The organism is Pedobacter sp. 01T416_2 (assembly GCF_056398925.1).
This window is the reverse complement of the sequence record NZ_JBFTQI010000010.1, coordinates 1-21,278: the sequence shown is the minus strand read 5'-3', so window position 1 is coordinate 21,278 and position 21,278 is coordinate 1. Positions and strand designations below refer to the sequence as shown.

12 protein-coding genes are annotated in these 21,278 nt (G+C 41.9%); all 12 read right to left on the bottom strand.

What is annotated here, in order from left to right:
- Positions 1–475, bottom strand: a 475-nt coding sequence (locus AC1DPQ_RS01040) for a YceI family protein (RefSeq protein WP_477607553.1), incomplete at its 3' end; no start/stop codon positions are given.
- Between the two features lie 48 nt (positions 476–523).
- On the bottom strand, positions 524–1,840 hold the full coding sequence (locus AC1DPQ_RS01035) for a hypothetical protein (protein WP_477581384.1): 1,317 nt from the start codon (positions 1,838–1,840) through the stop codon (positions 524–526).
- A 23-nt stretch (positions 1,841–1,863) separates the two neighbouring features.
- Positions 1,864–2,481, bottom strand: a complete 618-nt coding sequence (locus tag AC1DPQ_RS01030) for a YceI family protein (protein WP_477581382.1) — start codon at positions 2,479–2,481, stop codon at positions 1,864–1,866.
- 295 nt (positions 2,482–2,776) lie between these two features.
- On the bottom strand, positions 2,777–5,095 hold the full coding sequence (locus AC1DPQ_RS01025) for a glycosyl hydrolase family 95 catalytic domain-containing protein (protein WP_477581381.1): 2,319 nt from the start codon (positions 5,093–5,095) through the stop codon (positions 2,777–2,779).
- Positions 5,096–5,323: 228 nt separating this feature from the next.
- Positions 5,324–6,670, bottom strand: a complete 1,347-nt coding sequence (locus AC1DPQ_RS01020; protein WP_477581379.1) for a sulfatase-like hydrolase/transferase — start codon at positions 6,668–6,670, stop codon at positions 5,324–5,326.
- Between the two features lie 23 nt (positions 6,671–6,693).
- Positions 6,694–7,947, bottom strand: a complete 1,254-nt coding sequence (locus tag AC1DPQ_RS01015) for a DUF2264 domain-containing protein (protein ID WP_477581377.1) — start codon at positions 7,945–7,947, stop codon at positions 6,694–6,696.
- A 10-nt stretch (positions 7,948–7,957) separates the two neighbouring features.
- Positions 7,958–9,316 carry a glycoside hydrolase family 88/105 protein gene (locus AC1DPQ_RS01010; protein WP_477607551.1) on the bottom strand — a complete coding sequence of 453 codons (1,359 nt, stop codon included), beginning with the start codon at positions 9,314–9,316 and terminating at the stop codon, positions 7,958–7,960.
- 244 nt (positions 9,317–9,560) lie between these two features.
- Positions 9,561–11,108 (bottom strand): discoidin domain-containing protein, encoded by a 1,548-nt coding sequence (locus AC1DPQ_RS01005; RefSeq protein ID WP_477607549.1) that lies wholly within the window; start codon positions 11,106–11,108, stop codon positions 9,561–9,563.
- 45 nt (positions 11,109–11,153) lie between these two features.
- Entirely contained in the window at positions 11,154–12,833 is a 1,680-nt protein-coding gene (locus AC1DPQ_RS01000) for a RagB/SusD family nutrient uptake outer membrane protein (protein ID WP_477579672.1), read from the bottom strand.
- 55 nt (positions 12,834–12,888) lie between these two features.
- Positions 12,889–15,921: a SusC/RagA family TonB-linked outer membrane protein gene (locus AC1DPQ_RS00995; RefSeq protein ID WP_477579674.1), complete on the bottom strand. Its 3,033-nt coding sequence runs from the start codon at positions 15,919–15,921 to the stop codon at positions 12,889–12,891.
- 52 nt (positions 15,922–15,973) lie between these two features.
- Positions 15,974–17,632: a RagB/SusD family nutrient uptake outer membrane protein gene (locus AC1DPQ_RS00990; protein ID WP_477579676.1), complete on the bottom strand. Its 1,659-nt coding sequence runs from the start codon at positions 17,630–17,632 to the stop codon at positions 15,974–15,976.
- 10 nt (positions 17,633–17,642) lie between these two features.
- A complete protein-coding gene (locus tag AC1DPQ_RS00985) occupies positions 17,643–20,837 on the bottom strand; it encodes a SusC/RagA family TonB-linked outer membrane protein (RefSeq protein ID WP_477607547.1) in 3,195 nt (1,064 codons plus the stop codon).
- Positions 20,838–21,278 lie beyond the last annotated feature (441 nt).

The following is a 21,278-nucleotide window of genomic DNA, read 5'->3' as shown; positions in this document are numbered from 1 at the left end:
GTTGTCCTATCAGCTCGATAGTGCCCCGTTTAACATTTATCTGATAACAGATTTCGAATCTTTTTAATACCCCTGCAAGTGTGATCTCCACATCTCCCTTAACAAAACTATTCAGACCTTCGGAAGGGATTTCTTTTAAGGACAGGAATTTGATCCTTAGGACTGGAAACCTGTTTTCCTGCAGTGTATTGAGTAGTTGTTTAGTCATCATCGCACTCTTACAATCAAAATTTTTCAGCTCCAGATTTAAGGTTCCTGAAAGCGCAATATGGTCTGTTTTATCTTTCGAAACCAGAACGGTATCGGTTTTGGGATACCGCAGGATTACACAGGAAAAGCGGTTTATATTGGTGGATCCATTAACAGTGAGCATACTGTTTTCACTCACTACCCATCTTGAGGTAGTTTTGGTTTCCCCTGCAGGTCTCAAGCCGGCCGATAGCAAAAAAAGGATAATTAACAGTGGCTTCATCATGATTTTTAAAGGCCGGAACAAAATCGTTCCAGCCAAATAGTTTATTGGCTAAAATCCTACAACAGCCTGGATTACATAACCTTTGAATTTTCCTCCGCTTCGGAAATCCGCAGTTGGGAAATCTTTATATTTCTGGCTCACATATTCGCCTTTTAACAATATGTTTTTGGTCATAAACCATCCCGCAGCAATGGCAATGCGGTCTATTTTTACATCATTATTATAAGTTATTGCAGGTGTTGTTCCGGCAGCTGGCACATTAGCCATTGCGGCGGTAACTACATTATATTTTGCACCAATAAAGAAATTTTCTGTCTTTCCGAACCTATAAACGCCATCTATTGCCATCTGCTCGGCTCCTCTGCTACCTACCTCCGTTTTTGATCTCCCCTTTGCGTTTTCATAAGTTGCAAACAGTTCTAGCCCCTGAAATTTTATAAACGCGTTTAGTTGAAGGGCATTGACTTTTTTGGTAAAACCGGGGTTAAACCGTCCGGAGAAAGCATTAGTAGTATTTACTGCGCCAACTTTTTCCAGCACCATAAAATAGTTAGACCCGGTACGGTCGCCGCCATATAAGGTCTGTCCGCCTGAACTGTTATTGCTATAATAAGAGGCTGCAAAACGCACCCTCAAATCACCGTTCAATTGTTTATCAAAGCCGCCTTTTATATAAACGGCTGGTGATTTGTGCACATTTGCATCCTGGGGAGTCGCGATCAGGCTATCGATATTACCTTTGATCATTCCATTTGAAACACCGATTAAACCAAACAGCGCATTTTTTCTTACTAAAACTTCGCCGCCTATTTCAGTTGTAAAACCATCCATGATGTAATTTTCAATAAAAGGATTGTAGATCGTTTGCCCGCCATCCGACCTGCGGAAATGCTGATCGCCATAGTTGATTTCCATGTGCCCGATTTTGATGGTTGTTACCGACATAATATCTTCCCACAGTTTGCCTTTAAACGGCAGTTTATCAAACTGTATATATCCACCCTTCACCCAGGTTTCGTTGTGGTGGCGGGAAGAAAGATAGCTCGTGAGGTTCAGCCTGATCCCATCTGAGAGTTGTACATCCATGAACAGATTGGCATTGGCAGTATTAAAACCAGGGGTCATTTTATATAGTCCGCCCGATGTGTTTTCGTGTTTCAGCCCTTGAAAAGACTGGGTAAATCCCGCACCAAAACGGACTTTTATTTTATCAAACCCGGCATTGCTATCTTTGGGTGCTTCAAAAACATTAATACCGGATTTATCATAAGGCCTAAGATTGGAAACCTGTGCCTGTACCCCAAAGCTATACAAACTCGTAATTGCTACCGCTAGGGCAGAAACTCGTGTAAATTTATTTTTCATGATTTTATCTTAGTGATGAACTGTTATTTTGCTACTGATGCCTTAACATATTCGAACTCGAACCGGACAACGAGGTTGTTCCCCACCTTCATTGTGCCAAGCATAAAACTTGGTGGTTCAATACCATAATCGGTTAGCATTAATTGCTCGTTGCCATGGCAACTGATGGAACCATCTGCATTTACCAAAGCCATTACCTTCATTGAAAGGCTCTGTGTTTTCCCGGCAATAGTCAGAATTCCTGTTGTCTGGATAGCATACCGTTTTGCCTGTACCATGGTAACTGTTGCAAAAGTGAGCTGATAGCTTATCTTAGGAAACTCAGCTGCGTTAAGCGTTTTATAGGTACGGCTGTCCATAGCAGATTTACCGCTTTTGAGGCTCTTTGCTGCCAGGGTAAATTTTAGGGCTGTTACGTCCGTCATTTCACCACGGGCATTGAAATTAAATGTACCTGTGCTTTCGAACTGTTTGGATGTCATCGACCAATCGTGAACATTGGATGTGCCCGTTACCTTAACTGAACTGCTGGCTGTTTGCGAAAGCTGATATGTTGTTTGCGCCACTGTAACCAGCGGGAAGAGCATAAACAATAGGATGATAGGCCTGATTTTTTTCTGGAATATGTTAAATGTTTTCATAGCAGGGTTATTGGATTAAACTGTTGGTCAAACCTACCCTGTTCTGCGTCAAATTTTGTGAGGCGCACCAGATTGAAAACTGATGGTCGTCACTTTTCAACCACATCAACATCCTGAAAATCAACAATAATTTATAAAAAGGGCTTTTCGGCTAAAGTTCACCTGATTCCGCTCCAAACGGTAGCCTCAACTATTTGCCATGCAGTATTAAAGGTATCTTAAAGATTGACCAAAATATATCCAATCAGGCCAGGTCGGACCTATTCATTTTTAAGCAGTCTACTGCCTCTTTTAATCAAAACTCAGCGATCAGCTTTTGTCCTTTATTGAGATAAACCTCATATACTCCGTCTATTTTATTCACGTTTTTGACGTTCCACTTTGGTGTTTTTCCCATAAAATTATCTTTAATGCGAAGTTTCCCACTTTTGCCTGCTGTAATACTGAACATGAAAATCTTTTTGTTTTTTCTGATACCCGATACCATATAACCGCCTTCGGCCCTTAGGTTTGAAAAAGAAACATCTGCCCATTTTTGAGGTACAGCAGGAAAGATCCTGATCACGCCGGTATGTGGCTCGCCGGGTGTAACACTCCAGCTTTGCAGCAACATTTCGTGTACAGCCTGCGAGGCCAGAAAATTACCTTCTAAAGTAAATGGACGATAAGTAAAACCCGAATAGCCGCTTTTGGTCTGATCGCCGTTTGCATGAAATCCATTCCGCAGCACGAAAGCTTTAACAAAAATATCGAGGTTTTTAACGGCCGCTTCACCATCTCCTACTCTTGCCCTCAGGCAGCTCATCCACGAGAAACTATAGCCTACCCAGGCACGGGTACCGAGTTTATCCCAACTTTTCATGGTAGGTTCAATTATCTCCTGGTCTTTTTTACCACTTTCGGTATTGATCAGATTGAAAGGATAAATGCCGATGATATTGGATAAATGCCTGTGGCTGGTACTGAGTTCATAGTTGGCATCTAAAAGTAAGGTGCCATCGGCTTTGGTGTGAAAATCGCCCAAAGCTAAAGCTGCATCTGCCCATTTCTTACTTTCTGTAATTTTACCGCATTCCAATGCCATTTCTTTTAACGAAAGAAAGAGCATTTTTAAACTCATCAGGTCGTAATTGCTATTGGGTGTTAACCAGGCTTTCGGACTATTGTCAAAAATTTCAGGGGAGGATGAAAGCGGCAATTTTAACAAACCAGTGCTGTCCTTTTTCAATAAAGCCAACATGCATTCGCCAACTTCAGCGCTCCATGGATAAGCTTTTTCTTTTAGAAACTGATCATCGGCCGTATACAGCCAATGCAGGTAGAACAAATGTGCACTCCAGGCACTCATAGATGGCGACATGCTGTATTGTCCCCAGCCACCTAAAGGCTGGCCGGAATACGACATTACGCCAGGACAGGCTAAACCGCCTGTTCCATAAAAATCTCTGGCAAAGGCCCTAAAGAAATCACGGCGAGCCCAAAGAAAATTGAGGTAAGAAGCGCCTTCATCATATCGCCCCGATTCCTGGTAGGCCATATAAGTCATCTGTGTATTAAGGTCATTGTGGTAATCGCCTTTCCAAGGTGGCAAAGCACCATTATCGGCTGTCCAAACACCTTGCAGTGGCATTGGTGGGGCATTTAAACGTGAAGCCGCACCATAAAAATATTGTACCAGGTTATATTGTTTTTGAATAGCCGTATCAGGTATTGTTACACTCGATTTCTCCCAAAATGTTCTCCACCATTTTACATGGGGTTTGCGCATGGCTAGATAACCTTTGTTTAATGCCTTGGTACAACGCTCGCGTGCCAGGGCTAAAGGATCCTTTGTATCTTGTGTTGACGTAATGGTTAGGGCAAGTAAAGTTTCATTACCATTTTTTTTAGTCTCTACATATACACAATACCGAAGTCCTTCTGATGCATCCTGAATATACCATTGTGCATTACCATTCTTCCCGTGTATTGCATCGGGGTAACCCAGTTTGTTTACAGAACCACCACTGCTTGGCCCGGCCTGTCCTTTTTTGTTGTTATTGTATACATCCATCGGACTCAAAAGATCAATGGCTTCAGGAACAATTCCTTTGATTGAAAGAATGGCGACAGGGTGAGTTGCACTATACAGCGCATTTATTGTTGCACCCGAATTAAAACGGGCCACTCCTTCGGCAGTTGATTCCAATAATTCAAATTCTTTAACCTCCTCCTGGTCAGGAAATTTAAGTTCTATTCTGCCTGCTGGCAGTTTGGTCGGACTCACACCTCGATATGCACCATCCCACCAGGAGGTAATGGCACTAAAGTTCTTTTGGGCAATCATTTCTGCCCCTTTTTGATAATTGTACTTTTTCCACCATTCGCGCTCTCCATGCGTGCGCTCGTCCCATAAATCGCCCCGGTCTAATGATAGTTTGATGGTGTTTTTTTCACCCCATAATAAACCGCCCATTAAACCATTGCCTAAAGGAAGTGCTTCATCCCAGGTAGTTACTGGTGCTTTTAGCACCAGGTTGTAGCTGGCATCGGGTAGAATTGTTTTTTGGGCACTTGCAGCAAGGCCTGCAAAAAGGCTTAAAAAGAGTAAATTGGTTTTAAAGAATTTTATCATATCGTAGTTATCATGGTCTGCATCGACTAAGCTATATCGATTTTTTTATTTTTATTCTCTTTACTTTTTGTGGTCCATATTTCAAAGTTTACTATTTATGCTAATATATACCATTCTAAATTTTGGTTCAATTGTAGTTTGCATCAGTATAAACCGATTGCCTTGTGCTTAGCCAGCGCTAAACACCTTTATTTTATAACATATTAAAATGATTTTATCCCTGTCCGATCATTGCATATTATTCGAAAATGCGATATTTAAGGCCTTTACGATGTCGGGATGCTGCTGAGCAACGTTTATTGTTTCGCCTTCATCAAGTTTAAGATTGTACAATTCAGTACGATTTACAAGTTTCCAATCCCCACTTCTTATCGCAGTTTGTTTACCATATTTCCAATACAAATTTCGCTTAAGATCTCCTTGATCAAAAAGAACCGCCCTAATATCTGCTCCATCTGTATGTACCTTTTTAGAGGCTCCGATGATCGCTGTAAGCGTAGGCATAAGATCCATATTAACCAGAGGTGTATTTACAACCTGTGCTGATTTGATCATAGCCGGCCAACTCAGTAGGGCGGGCACTCTTATACCACCTTCCCATAAATCAGCTTTCTGTCCTCTTAGTTTTCCATTGCTTGCATGCCCGAAATAACTTTGTGAATATCCGCCATTATCAGAAATGAACCAGACCATTGTATTTTCTATAACACCTTCCTTTTTAAGGCGGGCGATTAACCTTCCCACGTTATCATCTAAACAGGTAACCATTGCCGCATAAGTCCTGCGATACAGATCAGGAATGTTGGAGACTCTTTTCAAATATTTCTCCGGAACCTGCAGTGTATTCAGATTTATCGCACCTGTTTGTTTAGGATTTTCTAGGGATAGTGTGTAATCCACCATGTTTTCAGGATCTGTTTTGCCATAATGGGGCGCATTGTATGACAGATAAAGAAAGAAAGGCTGCTCATCTTTAGATGCTGAATGGATAAAATCAATAGCATGATCAGTGAGAAGATCTGTACTATAACCTTTTTCATCCTTAAGCTGGCCATTCACATACCAGTCTTTTTTCAGTTGTCCATATGAGTGTAGAAAATAATCAATGCAACCACCAACTGACCCTGTAAAAAGGTCGAAACCATAGTCTACCGGAAGGTTTAAAGGATTAGCCTGCCCCAGATGCCACTTACCTATAATCCCTGTTAAATACCCTTCTGATTTAAAGCAGTTAGCCAGTGTAATTTCACTTGTATCCAGATAATTTTTATCATTTGGCATAAGCGCAAAAGTGAGGTTATGTTTTGAGCGTTGAGGGTATGTGCCGGTAAGCAACCCATATCTCGAAGGTGTACATACGGGTGCAGCCACGTAAAAATTAGTAAAACGGATGCCTGTCTTGCCAATTTTATCGATATTGGGTGTGGCAATTTCGGCGCCATAACTACTCAAATCCCCATAACCCATATCATCAACATAAATAATAATTACGTTTGGCCGGTTTTTTACGGTTTGCCCATGAGCTAAATTAATACAACCAATTAACAGGAAAACAAAATAATAGATCGGCTTCATATCCTTGATGAGCGGTTTTAAGTTTACTTACCTGATGAATGGTCTTTTAGAAAAGAGCTGCCCGTCCAGGCTTTTTGAGCGGTCCAAGGTGCAGCTGCTTCTGTCCAAAATGCATTGTCGGCGGGTAACCCTAATGGCAAAAACCCAAGTGTTGCCATATAAAGGCTACCGGTACAGGTATATGGATCGGCAATTTCTGGCTGGTGGCCGTTAAATCCTAAAACCAACCATCCCTGCGCATCAAAATTTTGATCGCCAGCATACATATTTTCGAACACTTTGGTCAGTGCACAACGCACTTGCGCGGGGCTTAATTCTTTAGGTAATTTTTGATCCAGCGCAATCTGCCCTAAGGCTTGAAAAGCTGCTGTACGGTAAGTTACACTTCTTCCTATCGGTGGGTATTCGCCTGTTGAAGAAATCATGCGTTCGGTAATCTGGGCGTAACGTGCAGCCCTGTCTGTGGCCTTGGTTAGCTGTGCCTCAGCCATCTTTTTCTTGGCTACCATAACCTTCAAAATGTCTATCATCATCGGATGGATAACATAAGAATTGTAATAATCGGTACTGAAGCTCGATCCATCAGAATACCAACCGTCTCCAACGTACCATTCATTCAGCTTGTTAATGGCTGTCATGGTGCGGTATGGTTCGTACTCCTCTCCTACGCTTAACAGCCAGGCCTCTTCTATGGCTTGGAACAAAAGCCAGTTGTTATATGCACCGGTTCTATTTCTTAACGATTTAATCTCGGCTATATATCTTTTTTGTGTGGTTTCGTTTAGTGCTTTCCAAATGTTAGGCGCACGTAGAAACCCCTGCACTACATAAGCTGCATCTACAATCGGCTGTGCGTCTGTTCTGAAATTGATGTAATCAGCACTTGATGGATCAACCGCATTGCTTAAGGCTCGAATGGTCTCAGCCTTAAACTTTGCCCTTAGCTTCCCCTCTTCCGTATCATCATCTGGCAGGCTTAACCAAGGGGCAATCCCCGCAAAAGTACGCCCTAATGCTTCTGTATAGCCTACCTCCCTTACATTGTTATAATAGTGTGGCGCTACCTCGGTAGCCATATTTTTTTTCAATGTATTATTGGCCAGGTTATGGATAACGGGATAGGCAATTTTATACAGGGTTTTAACCCAAAAGGCTCTGTCTTGTGCGCCGCTTGCTACCGGATCTGTTTTCGTTTTCTTTGGTTTTTGTGCGTCGGCAACGGTACTTGTTGTTAAAAGTATTATGCATAACAAAAAGGCGTATCTAAGATTGTTCATGGCTAAATGATTATTTTGTGCTGATTTCGAAAAATTTGCTGGCTCCAGCGTTAAGGTCCGTGGTGATGTAAAGCCCTGTTATTTTTTCATCTTTATAACTCACATTTAAAGGCACAATTTGCCCACTGGCAGCATCTCTGGCTATTAATTGTTTGGGATCTTTTACTTTAACTTTTTTTACAACCTGAGGCCATGCAACCTTTATGGTTTGATTATTACTGTCCGACGATCCGTTGTATGCTTCGGCAACAATACTTTTATCGTTATGCGCCAGGTTTAAACGGAACATTTCGCTGCCTGCCAATAAAAAAGCGCCAACACCATAAACATCAGTATCCTCATAACCAACTTTATCGGGCGCAGCACCCTGAGCCTGTACAAAACCCAATTTCCCATCAGGATGAACAGAAGAACTAAGTGCATCCCATGCTTTAGAAATTACGCTTTCGTATTTTTTGTAGGGAATAAGTCCGTTGTTTACTCCCCAGGCCATTGCATAACAGATAAATCCGGTACCACTGGTTTCTTTTGAAGGATAACTTTCGGGATCGAGCAAACTCGCATGCCAGCTTCCATCTGCCTGTTGCAGCGAGGCCAGCTTCTCAGACATGCTGACAAACAACTTTACCAATTTTTTACGCTCAGGGTGATTTTGGGGTGTTACCGATAATAGCCGTACTAAACCACCCATTACCCATCCATTGCCCCTGCTCCAGAATACCTTGGTTCCATTTTTTTCTTTTTTGTTAAAATAACGGCTATCGCGGTAAAAAAGATGCTCGTCTTTATCGTATAAATAGGCTGAAGATTTCCACCAAAGTGCGATCGATTTATCCAGATATTTTGCATCACCAGTTGCCTGGCTTAAATAACCCAAAGCTGGCGGCCCCATAAACAATGCATCGCACCAGGCCCATTCGCGGCTATAAATACCATTTTTCCATTCCAGGCTTTCTACATGTGGTAAAGAAACAATGGTATCGGCCAGGGCTTTAAACTGCTGGATATATTCAGGCCTTTTATAAATACTATACAACTGCGAATAGAGCTGACCAACACAATAGTCGTCTGCCATAAACCGGGCTCTACCGGTGTTCCATTTGTTATCTTCACCAACCTGGATCAGCTTTTTATAATAACTATCGGTATCGGCCAGGCGTGCCCATGCCATCATTCCTGCATACATTGCGCCATTGGTCCAATCTTTTTTCGGATTTTTCCATCCGGCTGTTTCCAGATTTGTCCATTGCCAATCGGCAACTTTTTTCATCTGGCTGATGATTTCACTTGCCAATGGCTGTTTTTTTTGCGCGTTTACCTTTTGGAAAGAGAAAAGAACCAAGAGGAATAGAATTATTTGTTTCTGCATTTAATGATTGATTTTAATGATCTGCTTAATAAATTTTGATCATTTATTGTTTATTGGGATATAGTTTAATGTGTAGTAAAAATTCTCGCGATATGCAGGTATATTAAAGGGTAAAATTGTTTATTTGGCCAGTGATTCTATAGGGAAAATCTTAAATGAATAGTGCGAAAACCTTAAACTTTAAGATTTCCGCACCATTTATTGTAATAAACTCATTACTTCCCAGCTTAGCTTGCGCTTCTGGTTAGTTTTTATAAATGCTCACTTCGGCAACGCATGATTTATCAGGTTCTGCCGTGTCGTAATTAGATTTAACAATGATCTTAAAATACCGGAAGGTCCTGGCAGCACTAAATGGCAATTTCGAAGCGGCTTTAACATTCGGAACCACATAATCTCCTGCCGACACCCAATTTACATTGTCGGTACTGGTGAGTATTTCAACATTTTTAACCATTCTATAAACGTCCTGACGCTGGTTAATGGTAAGTCCATCAGCCTGTAACTGTTTACCCATATCAACAATCAGGTGATGGGGCAACTTTGCCGCAGGCTCAGAAAATTTCGCAAACCAAAATGTACCTAAGTTATCATCAATTATTTTTGATGCTTCGTAAGTGGCTTCTTCAGAACTTACACCAATAACCTTCCAAGCTGATTTATCGGGACCAGGGGTTATATTGATGATTGGAATATTGTTCAAAAAGTTAAAATCGTAGGTCGTATTGGTAATCATCCCGTTCTCATGAACTAGTTTTACTTTTAATTCTGCCGGATTGTTCGCTTTATCAGTATTTCTCATTTCAGTCATCGGCATTTCTACATAAAAACTATCTGTACCAATTATTTTTGTACTCCAGGTTACTGCATTATAGTCTTTATTCACTCCTACGCCTTCGTTATTAACATTAGGGTCAAGAAAATAGGCAACACCCGTAACCGGAACGCTGCTGGTAAACCTGCCTGAGGCAATAATAGCCCCTTTAGTAGCTGAATAAGAAGCATACATTTTTTTGATATTCGCTGTTACCGCCCCATAATAAGTGATGGAAGTATTCGTTTGAAAAACCTGATTGCTATTTAAAATGGCACAATCTGCTTCGGTAAGAAATGTAGGTGATTTCCCATAAGTTCCATTTCCGCTTCCCATTAGTGAAGTTCCGTAGTTCGGGTCATTTATTCTTGACTCCCGCTGTCTGTTGTGGTCAAGATTTATACCATGTCCCAGTTCGTGCATTAATCCCCCCAGCCCGGTAGTACTGGTAACTTCTTCTCCACGATCGGGCCAAAAACAGTATTTTCCGTAACCTACATAGGGGTTGCCGATGCCGCTTGGTATGGACGGACTTATGACAAGTGAATGATCACTTGATTTTAGACCAGGATGGGCAGCAAAATAGGCTTCGACTTCGGCTGTGATGGCATCCAGGTGATCTGTAGTATACTTATCGTAGGTATACTTTGCGAGTATGGTTATTATTTTTATCCTGGTTTTGCTCGGATTGGTCAATAATCCAAAGCTTTTAAATCCATATCCATTAAGCTTCATCTGATTGCCATAATAGGTCTGGGCGGACAAAATTATATCACTTATTCTACGTTCATATTCAGCCTTGGCAGGATTATCTGTCGGCACAAAGTACACCACATTTAAATTATACTTGTGATCACTTGTAAAGCCGGTGTCAACGGCTACGACCGGGGGTGGTGTTTCAACAGTTTCTACCGGAACACTTTTCTTACAAGCTGTAAAAAAAAGCGGGAGGCACAACAATAGGGATGTTTTTTTCATTTTGGTTAGATTGATTGCTATTCATTTTAAGACTCCCTAATTGATTTACCAGCCCGGATTTTGATTCTGACGACCAATGCCGGCATTGGCATCTACCTCGTTTTGCGGTATTGGGTATAGATACATTTTAGGAAGGAATACCATGTTTTGGATTAAAGAAGGAGTATAAGTGGTGGTGGTTCCCTGCCTGCTTACGCTTATCCCCCTTAAAGGAGCACCAAGGGTACTTTCGCCAATTTTCCATCTACGTACATCCCATGGGCGGTGGCCTTCAAAAGCCAACTCTACTCTTCTTTCGTTGCGTATCCGCTCACGCATCTGCGCCTGAGATAATCCAGCTGGTAAAGCAGGCATCCCTACTCTTGTTCTGATGGCATTTACCGCGGCGTATACCGATACATCGGCACCAACTGTTTCATTGCGGGCCTCGGCATAATTCAACAACATTTCTGGTAATCGGAAAAATATCCAAAAATGGCGTGAAGTCTGACTATTGGTTAAGTTGAGTGCCGGATCGAGGAATTTTTTAAGGTAATAGCCTGTAGCGGTACCATTGGTCTTATCTGGTCCATCTGCGCCCCCGCGGGTAATATCAATCACACGTCCGTTATAAGTTAAACCATCACGTAAAATGGTGGCATCTAATCTTGGATCACGATCTAAATACGGTTGTGCTGGGTTGTAGCCTGAACCTGCTTCGCTAATGGGTTTTCCGGTTGTTTTCATTTCAAAAGCATCCACCAAGTTTTGTGAAGGGCCGACACCACCTCCTCCTCTATCAAAGCCTACAGCATAATTTCTAACCTCCAGGTAATTCTGGTTCGATTCGTTCTGTACCCAGATCATTTCCTTGTTTGCATAAGGATTCCCCCTAAAATTCGCCTCGTAATTGGCCATGTTATTGCTGATTGCCGTAAGCGAAAAAGGAGCAGTACCATTAGCAAAAGGTAAGGCAGCAGCCGCCGCAGCCTCCCATTTCGAGGCATCGTTTGAAGGATTATTCAGCGGGCTGGCAGCGTAAAGTAATACCCTCGCCTTCAGCGCCTGGGCAGACCATTTTGTGGCCCTTCCATAGTAGTTTTGCACATTTGATGCGGTATAATCAACCGGCAAACGGTTAAAGGCTGAATCGCAATCTTTTAAAATAAGTTTTACCCCATCCTCATAACTTGCCCTTGGTATATTTGCATCAGCTCCAGTGTTAATGGTCTTGGTAAGTAAGGGGACACCGCCATATCTTTTAATCAGTTCTGCATAAAAATAGGCCCTCAAGAAATACACTTCGCCGATCAGTCGCTGTTTCTGTTCCGCTGCCGTGATGTTATTGATGATAATCGGCGCGCCATGGTCTACAGTATTTACCTGGCCCACCTGCTCAAAGAATTTATTGCATTTGCGGATACCTGTGTAATAATAGTTCCATAAATTGTCGGGGTTATTATCTGCACTCCAGGCACCGGTACCAAATCTTTGCACCTCTGCAGAGAGGTTATTAAGTTTGGCATCATCAGTAGCTGTTTCGATAAAAGTGAGGCTCGAAGTGATACTAAAACCACTTTGCAGCGTAGCGCCATAAATGTCGTTTACAAACTCGGTTACATAATTGATTTCTGTAAAAATCAATTTTTCCGGTACCACAATTTCAGGAGGGCTATCCAGCAGGCTTTTTTTACAGGAAAGCAGTATTGCGGAAGCACAGATCAGGATAAGAATACTTTTTTTCATTACAATATATTTTTATTGATGCATGGCCAATTGACCATCATGATTAAAACAAAAATTAAAAGGTGAACTGTCCACCTATATTTACAATGCGCATGCGGGGATAATTTCCGATACCTGCACCCGACATTTCAGGGTCCATCCATTTTACCGGTAGTTTATCGATGATAAACAGGTTTGAACCATTCACAAAAACCCGCATTTTATCAATCACCACTTTTCCTTTATTGCGGATCGCAGTAGAAAACCCTACCTCCACATTTTTCAGTTTCAGGTAGTCGCTCTTATGAACCCAGTAATCTGAGACTTGATAATTCAGTGCGTTATTCACCACAGACAGGCGTGGAAAATCTGCTGTACCAGCTGTTTCTGGCGTCCAGCGGTTTAATACGAATGTGCTTGGTTTAGCACCGCCCTGAAATCCCTGTGTGCTTACATTACGTAGATCAACTATACCACCAGCAGCCCCCTGAAGCAGGAATGAAAGGTCGAATTTAGCATAGCGGAACCCTCCACGGATGCCATAAAAATATTTAGGCAAAATACTGCCCAAATAGGTTTGATCATACACATCAATCAGATTGTCGCCATTCAAATCCCTGTATTTCATATCACCAGGTTTCACCGCACCAAACAACGGTAATGGAATGGTTTTATTGGCCGCAGGCAGAGCGAGTTCATTATTGATCTTTGCAGCTTCGGCTGCCGTGTAAAAACCTTCACTGATCATCCCAAATGCGCCACTTAAAGGTTTGCCGGTTCTTTTCAGGTAATCGTAAGGGCGGAAAACTTCATTATTAAATACTACAGTATTTTCTGTCCACGATCCAAGAACGGCAATAGAGAATCCGAGCTTATTCTTTTCATAGTGGTAAGACAATTCTCCATCCAGGCCTTTATTATCCATAATACCCTGATTGTAAGGTGCAGTAGCAATCCCCATTGTTCCTGAAATAATCGGCGTGGCTAAGATGTCTGTTCTTCTCTCTTTAAACATATCCACCGACAATCTTAAACGTTCTTTTAAAAAGTAGAGGTCGAAACCTACATTGGCCTGTCTTAAAGTCTCCCAGGTTACATCTGGGTTGGCCAGTCTGGCCTGTGTTCTTCCACCTAAAGCAGATGGGTTATTGCCAAATACATAGCTAGCACCACCGGTATAAAAATTCTGATAAAGAAAACGCTGTGTTCCTATTCCGGTAATATCAGCATTGCCTGTATAACCAAATGAGCCACGGATTTTCAGGTAATTGATCACCTCCTGGTTTTTCATAAAAGCCTCTTCCGAAACAATCCACCCTGCAGAGAAGCTAGGAAAAAAGCCAAAACGTTTGCCTTCTGGTAAATTCCCAGAACCACTATACGACCCATTAAATTCGGCAATGTAACGCTGATCAAATACATAACTCAACCGTGAGGCAAATCCCTGCGATGCATAAGGAAAATCAAAACCGTTTCCGTTCTGGTAGCTCTGGTTGTAATTAAGAAAACCTTCTACCCTGTGTTTTCCAAATTCACGCTGGTAAGCCAGGTTGGTATAAAAAGTTGTTCTTCTATCTTGACTGTTAGCTCTTGATACCACATTGAGCAAACCTTCGGTACCGAAACTCTTGTAGGTATTATCAGGCTGTAGCTGATAAACTGCAAATGTTTTAGAACGCCCACCATTGGTATAAAAGTAATTATCGAAAGCAAAGGCACCATTGATGGAAAGTCCTGGTGTAATCATATCCAGATCGTGCTTTAATTTAATGGTTCCCAAAAAATTGCGCCTAAATTCTGTAGCATAGCCCGTGCTGGTTAGTAAGCCATATGGGTTATTCTGAAACTGCGAAGTGCCACCAATTTTACCATCGGGATATTTCACCGGAAATTCATTACCTGGATAGGTAGAAACCGCATTAAAAATTGTACTTGTACCCGTTCCAGGGTAATTTCTATCTTCTAAACGGCCCGAAAGATCAAGGGAAAGCAACAGCCTTTTGGTTGCCTGAAAATCGAGGTTTGTTCTAAAGTTATAACGTTTAAAATCGATGTTATTACTAAAGCCATACTGCTCTTTGTTTACATCGCCATTTTTAAAAATGCCGCCCTGGTTCAGGTATCCCATCATCACATAATAGCGAAAATCGTTGTTGCCTCCCCTGAACATCAGGTTGTAGCGAGATTGACTGGTGGTTTTCTTCAGCATTTCATCATTCCAGTTCACATCTGGATATAACATCTGATCTCTGCCCGGATTGTTATAGGCATCTATCTGTGCCTGCGAATATTTTGCAGGAAGGCCATCGTTAACCGCACCTTCGTTATAGAGCTGCATGTATTGTTGAGCACCTAAAAATTCAGGCGAAGCTCCTGTATACTGAATCCCCCTTTGTGCCACAAAAGAAACTTCGCTGGTATTGGCCAAACCTCTTTTCGTGGTGGCCATAATAGAACGACCAGATCCTCTGATGCCAAAAGCCCCGTTCGCGGCATTATCCTTTAAAATGGTAACTGTTTCCAATTCCAACGGATCTATTTGCTGGATATCTCTTTCAATTCCATCTACATAGGTTAATGGTGTGAGCGCATTGTAAGAGCTAAAGCCTCTGATGTTTAAAAGAGAGCCATCATATCCAGGTTCGCTACTGTTCTGTCGGGCAAACAGACCAGCAAGATTCCCTCCTAAAAGATTTGAAGAGTTCGGTTCTGGGTTTTTCGACAGCTGCGCACCGCTAACTGTAGATACAGCAGCAGTGCTGTATTTTTTGTTCTGGCTCATCCATGGCAGCTCTATATTGCCTTCCCATGGTTTTGAGGCATCCAGTGTAATGGATATTTTTTCGGTTTTTGTATTTATTGCTGCAATTTTAGCCAGGTAATTTTCTGCCTGTACCGCTACAGTGTCAGTATCGTTCAATGCAAGCAATACCTCGCCCTTGGTATTGGTGATGTCCTTTTTCCCTGAAGAGTAAACCTTGATCCCAGCACCGGCTACTGGGTTTCTATTCTGATCAACTATGGTAATCCGGATTTTTTGTTGTGCCTGTGCGTGTATAACGCAAACACAACTTAAAAATAGTACCGTGATCATTTTCAAACAACTCATGTATAATATATTAAGTCTGATAAATTCTGATTATTAATGGGGTTACTGATACCTAAAACCATCCTGGATTTTGCTTCAGCTCTGGTGATTTAAAGATTTCTACCTCAGGTATCGGATAGAGGTAAAATCTTTTCAGAAAACTTCGTTTTTCGAATGCTGTACGGCTATAGCTAAAAGTTCCGTTGGCATTTTTATTGATTTTAAATCCATAAAAAGAACCCGCATCCAAACTTTCGGCCATTAGCCAGCGGCGCTCATCAAAGAGATTTGTTTCTTCGAAAGCAAATTCCAGTATCCGTTCCTTTTTTAACTTTGCGGCAAAATCTGCCTGGTTTAAACCAGTTGGAAATGCAGGCATACCTGCCCTTGTGCGCACCAGATTAACATAAGTATATGAATTGGCATTAGGCCCACCTTCAAATTCGTTCTGTGCCTCTGCATAATTCAGGTAAAGTTCTGCCAGCCTGTAAAATATAAAGCGGGATGCTCCCTGGTTCTGCGCGGTTATACCCACATATTTTTTTTGCAACATACCGGTAATGGTCCGGTCTCCGTTGTAATCTTGCCCGCCGTTAATAAATGGCTCAAATGTTCTTCCGGCCCAGGCTACACCATTGGTTAAAATGGTTTGCAATAAGCGGGGATCGCGGTTTTTATAAGGATCCTGGTCATTGTATCCCGATGTTGGATCAGAAATAGGCTTTCCATTCACCATATCGTACATATCCACCAGGTTTAGTGTTGGGTTGGATTGAGCTGGCCCGGCCACCTGGTTTGCATGAGAAAAGATTACCTCTTTATTATTAGCATTACCCCTTACATTGATAAACATATCACCATAATTACTGTAAAGCTGGTATTTGAGTGCTTCTGCAGTATTGGCATCTATAAAATCCTTTGCAGCATCCATGGCTGTTTTCCAGCGCTGAATGTTATATGAAGGATATTTAAATAAAGAATCAGGACAATTCGCATCGCTTAAGTGCGGCTGGTTGGCATTAAATAACGGACTTGCAGCATATAACAACAACCTCGATTTCATGGCCATACTCGCCGATTTGCAGGCACGACCAAAATCGGTGGTGGCATTGGGCCAGATCCACGGCAGGTTGGCTGATGCATAATCTAAATCTTTTAGGATAAACTTAACCGTTGCATCAAAACTCGAACGTTTTAACTGCTTGCCAAATTCAGGTTTAATGTCTTCGGCATCATAGATCCAAACCGAATCGATAATGGGTACACCGCCGTAACGCTTTAACAGTTCAAAATAGGCGAATGCACGCAAAAAGCGGTTTTCGGCTTTAAAATAAGCCGCATTAGCCGGCGTAAATTTCATGTATTTCTCGTTCTTTACGAAAATATTGCATTTACGGATCATCGGATAATAAGTGCCGTAAGCATTATCAACATTGCCCGCACCACCGTTGTAGGCATTTACATTATATACCTGGAAAGGCGACCATTGTATGCCCTGCTCCGATTCGAAACAGCCATCGGCCAGCTGTCCGCTATTTCTGTTGAGCTGGTTTGAAGGCATGCTGGCGTAAATATTGGCCAGGTATTGGCGGCACTGCAGCTCATTACTAAAAACTGTAGAATCGGTTGTGGTTACATTATTTGGAGGTGCTGCTAAAAATTCTTTCTGGCAACCGGCAATTCCCGTCCCCAAAAGGGCTGCCATGAGGATTTGATATATTTTGATTTTCATAATTTTCAGATTAAAAATTAACGGATAACCCGGCGTTATAAACCACCGATTGTGGGTAATACCAGCCACGGCTGTTTCTGTTTTCCGGATCCAGGTATTTGATACCCTTACTGTAGGTAAATAGGTTTTGGCCGTTTACATAACATCTCAGGCTACCCAATCTTAATTTTTTAACTAAGCCATCGGCGAAAGTATAACCGATCTCGGCATTTTTAAGGCGGATAAACGAGGCATCCCTAATCCAGAAATCAGAATCAACATAATTGTTATCCGTACTCTGTGGATCGCTTGATAAACGTGGGTAAGTAGCGGTAGCTGCAGTACTAGGCGTCCACCTGTTTAAGTGATATTCCAGTACTTTCCCACCGTTAAAAAACTCCCAGGCTACTTCGGCCGAAACAAACATGGAAGTATTGCTTGATCCGGCAAATAATACGCTTACATCTAAACCTTTCCAGCTGAAGCCAGTGCTAAAGCCATAGGTAATTTCAGGGAAAGTTGGTTTTCCAACCGGAACCATGTCATAAGAATTGATCATGCCGTCCCCGTTAATATCCTTATACTTAAAATCACCTGGCTGTAAACGCCCGCTGAAATAAGCCTGTATGGTTCTGTTATCTACCTCGCTCTGGTTGTTATAAAAACCATCAGTCAGATAGCCCCAGCTTTGCCCAACACTTCTTCCGGTACGGGCCATCCATTCGTATCTTGGCGTTGGCTCGTCCTGCGCCAGGATCTTGTTACGGGCAAAAGCGAAGTTCCCCCTCAGCCAAACATTTACATTCCCGATTTGATGTGCAGTATTGGCTTCAATCTCAAAACCTTTGTTTTCTACCTGGCCAATGTTCTGTACCGGTAAGGTAATGCCTGCTACCACTGGTGTACTTGCCGGGGAAGTTAAAATATCAACACGTTTTTTATAAAAGACATCGGCTACCAAACCAAATTTTTTACCCCATAGGTTTAAATCTAAACCGATATTCGAACTGGTTTCTCTTTCCCAGGTTACGCCATTGGTAGGTATTGCACCCTCAACCAGTCCGCCAACTGATGTACCTTGTGCCAGACCAAAACTATATCCTGTGCCTGAGCTGTAAGCATTATTGTAGTATAAAAATCTTCTTCCCGTCACCGCATCGTTACCCACCTGGCCAATTGATCCTCTTAACTTCAGATAAGTAATGGCAGGCAGGCTATTTTTAATAAAATCTTCATTGGAGATTAACCAACCGGCAGAAAAGGAAGGGAAAAAGCCAAAACGCTGACCATCCTGAAAGTTTTCTGAACCGTTATAACCGGCATTTACCTCTGCAAAATACTTATTGTCGTAACCATAGGTAACACGGCCAACCGCGCCCATTCTAGAAAACGGCCAATCGGTAAGTGAACTGGATGTAACGGTATTATTTGTTTTTCTTTGCTGGTTGTAGAGCAACAAAGCGGTAATATCGTGTTTACCGGTTTTTCCCTGCCAGAACAAAGATCCTTCCAGGTAAAAATTACGGTTACTGCCATCTGCATAAGCACTATTGGTAGATACCAAAGGATTATAGGTACCAGTTCGCTGTGTGTATATATACTGTCCGTTGGCATCGATACCATCTACAGAATATCTTCGGTATGCACTGGCGATATCGCCACTATTTCCGCGGAAGGTATTGTAAAACTGTGTATAATAACTGTTAAAAGCCAGGTTAGCCTTGGCACTCAGGCCTTTTAAAATAAAATCAAGTTTCTGATTAGCAACCACACTTATTTCTACGGTACTGTTATACTCTTTGGTCACACCGCGCTCTCTTAAATCACCCAGGATATTCCGCTGCACTTTTGCAGGGCGGTTACTGGCGCCATAGGTACCATCAGGATTTAAGAGATTCATTTCATTTGGTGCCGTACGCGACAAACCGCTGAACATATCGCCTGCGCCCCCATAACCGGTAACACTACCACCACTCACGGCATAAGGGCTATTTTTCACGCCTCCTATAGCCGCCATGTTTACAGAAATCAAGGTTGTTTTAGTGGCATTAATGTCGATATTCGAACGGAAGTTAAACCGCTGAAAACGCGAGTTTGCATCAAAGAAATCGCCTTTTGTATTTTTGTAAATCCCCTGCTGATCTGCAAAACTGCCTGAAACAAAATAACGTGCTATATTACCCCCTCCACTTATATTGATATTTACATTTGATTGCGGGGTAAACTCTTTCAAAAATTCCTTGTAATAATCAACATCAGGATACAAGAAAGGATCGCTATGGTTCTTGTAACCATCAAGCTGTTGCTGTGTATAAGGTGCTACTGCATTCGGGTTATCATTTAGTACAGCCTCATTTCTTAGTGTAGCATAATCGTACGAACCCACAAAGTTGGGTAAGCGGGCTGGGCTTTGTAAGCCATAATTTGCAGACATCGATATCTGTGTTTTGCCTGCAACACCTCTCCTGGTAGTTACCAATACCACACCATTAGCGCCCCTAACACCAAAAACTGCTGTTGCCGAGGCATCTTTCAAAATCGATACCGATTCGACCTCATTAAAATCGATCTGCGAAAAAGGCCGTTCAACGCCATCAACCAATACCAATGGTGCTGCACTTGCCGAACTTAAGGTAGTTATACCCCTAATTAAAAGACTGGCATCATCGCGTCCTGGCTCTCCACCACGTTGCTGGGTAATTAAACCTGGTAAACGACCTGCAAGGGCATTACTTAAGTTGGTAACCGGGTTCTGCTTAAGTTCTTTTGTAGATATAGAAGAAAGCGCCCCAACATTGGTTGCTTTTGTTTTCTGTCCGTAACCTACCACAACTACCGCATCAAGATCATTTTGCTGAGGTTCCATACGTATCTTAAGTACAGTTTGCCCATTAACCTCACGCTCTATTGTTTTGTAGCCAACAGACATAAACTGAATTATATCACCTGTATTTGCATTAATGGTAAAGCTCCCATCGTTACTGGTTTGTACACCACCCGATTTTCCTTTTATTTTAACCGAAACACCTGGTAAAGGCTGCCCCGTTTCGTCAACTACTTTTCCTGAAACAGAAATAAATACCCGGGTAAAAGTTTTATCCAATAGCCCATAACCCATTGGTTGATGGCGAGGATTTTTAAGTTTATTAAATGGAGAAGCATTAATTTCATTGTGAACGAGTAGCCCTACTGTCACAACAAAAAATATCAAGTAATTTTTTTTCATGCGCTTCTAATAATTTGATTAATACAGTTCAATGATTTTCTTTTCATCATACAATTGGTTAGGTTTTAAGAAACTGGGGCATTATGCATCAGTGGTAATTCTAAATTCGATCAGGTTGTTATTAAATCCTATGCTTTGGCAAAAAAGGTATTGCTGCACCGATCGGCTTTTTTTGGGATCGAACAAGCTCGACGACCAGGGATTAGCAGCTTGGTGCAAAATTCCCAAAAGCCCAAGCTGTTTACATTTCGTAAAAACTGGTTCATTGGTTTGTTGGTTAGTTGTTTTATATTGACCGATTACCCGGCTTGGTTAGCCTGTAAAATTCTATAATGGCAAGATGATTATATGGGGAAAATCTTAAACTAATGGTGTGAAAACCTTAAATTTTAAGGCTTTTTGATGCCTTTTAGGTGATTTTCAGTGTAGAAACTTAAAGGC

Bases quoted from the DNA above. Each gene is read 5' to 3' on its own strand.
- AC1DPQ_RS01030 (WP_477581382.1), bottom strand. From the start codon at position 2,481: ATGAAAACATTTAACATATTCCAGAAAAAAATCAGGCCTATCATCCTA.
- AC1DPQ_RS00990 (WP_477579676.1), bottom strand. From the start codon at position 17,632: ATGAAAATCAAAATATATCAAATCCTCATGGCAGCCCTTTTGGGGACG.
- AC1DPQ_RS00995 (WP_477579674.1), bottom strand. From the start codon at position 15,921: ATGAGTTGTTTGAAAATGATCACGGTACTATTTTTAAGTTGTGTTTGC.
- AC1DPQ_RS01005 (WP_477607549.1), bottom strand. From the start codon at position 11,108: ATGAAAAAAACATCCCTATTGTTGTGCCTCCCGCTTTTTTTTACAGCT.
- AC1DPQ_RS01035 (WP_477581384.1), bottom strand. From the start codon at position 1,840: ATGAAAAATAAATTTACACGAGTTTCTGCCCTAGCGGTAGCAATTACG.
- AC1DPQ_RS01000 (WP_477579672.1), bottom strand. From the start codon at position 12,833: ATGAAAAAAAGTATTCTTATCCTGATCTGTGCTTCCGCAATACTGCTT.
- AC1DPQ_RS00985 (WP_477607547.1), bottom strand. From the start codon at position 20,837: ATGAAAAAAAATTACTTGATATTTTTTGTTGTGACAGTAGGGCTACTC.
- AC1DPQ_RS01020 (WP_477581379.1), bottom strand. From the start codon at position 6,670: ATGAAGCCGATCTATTATTTTGTTTTCCTGTTAATTGGTTGTATTAAT.
- AC1DPQ_RS01015 (WP_477581377.1), bottom strand. From the start codon at position 7,947: ATGAACAATCTTAGATACGCCTTTTTGTTATGCATAATACTTTTAACA.
- AC1DPQ_RS01010 (WP_477607551.1), bottom strand. From the start codon at position 9,316: ATGCAGAAACAAATAATTCTATTCCTCTTGGTTCTTTTCTCTTTCCAA.
- AC1DPQ_RS01025 (WP_477581381.1), bottom strand. From the start codon at position 5,095: ATGATAAAATTCTTTAAAACCAATTTACTCTTTTTAAGCCTTTTTGCA.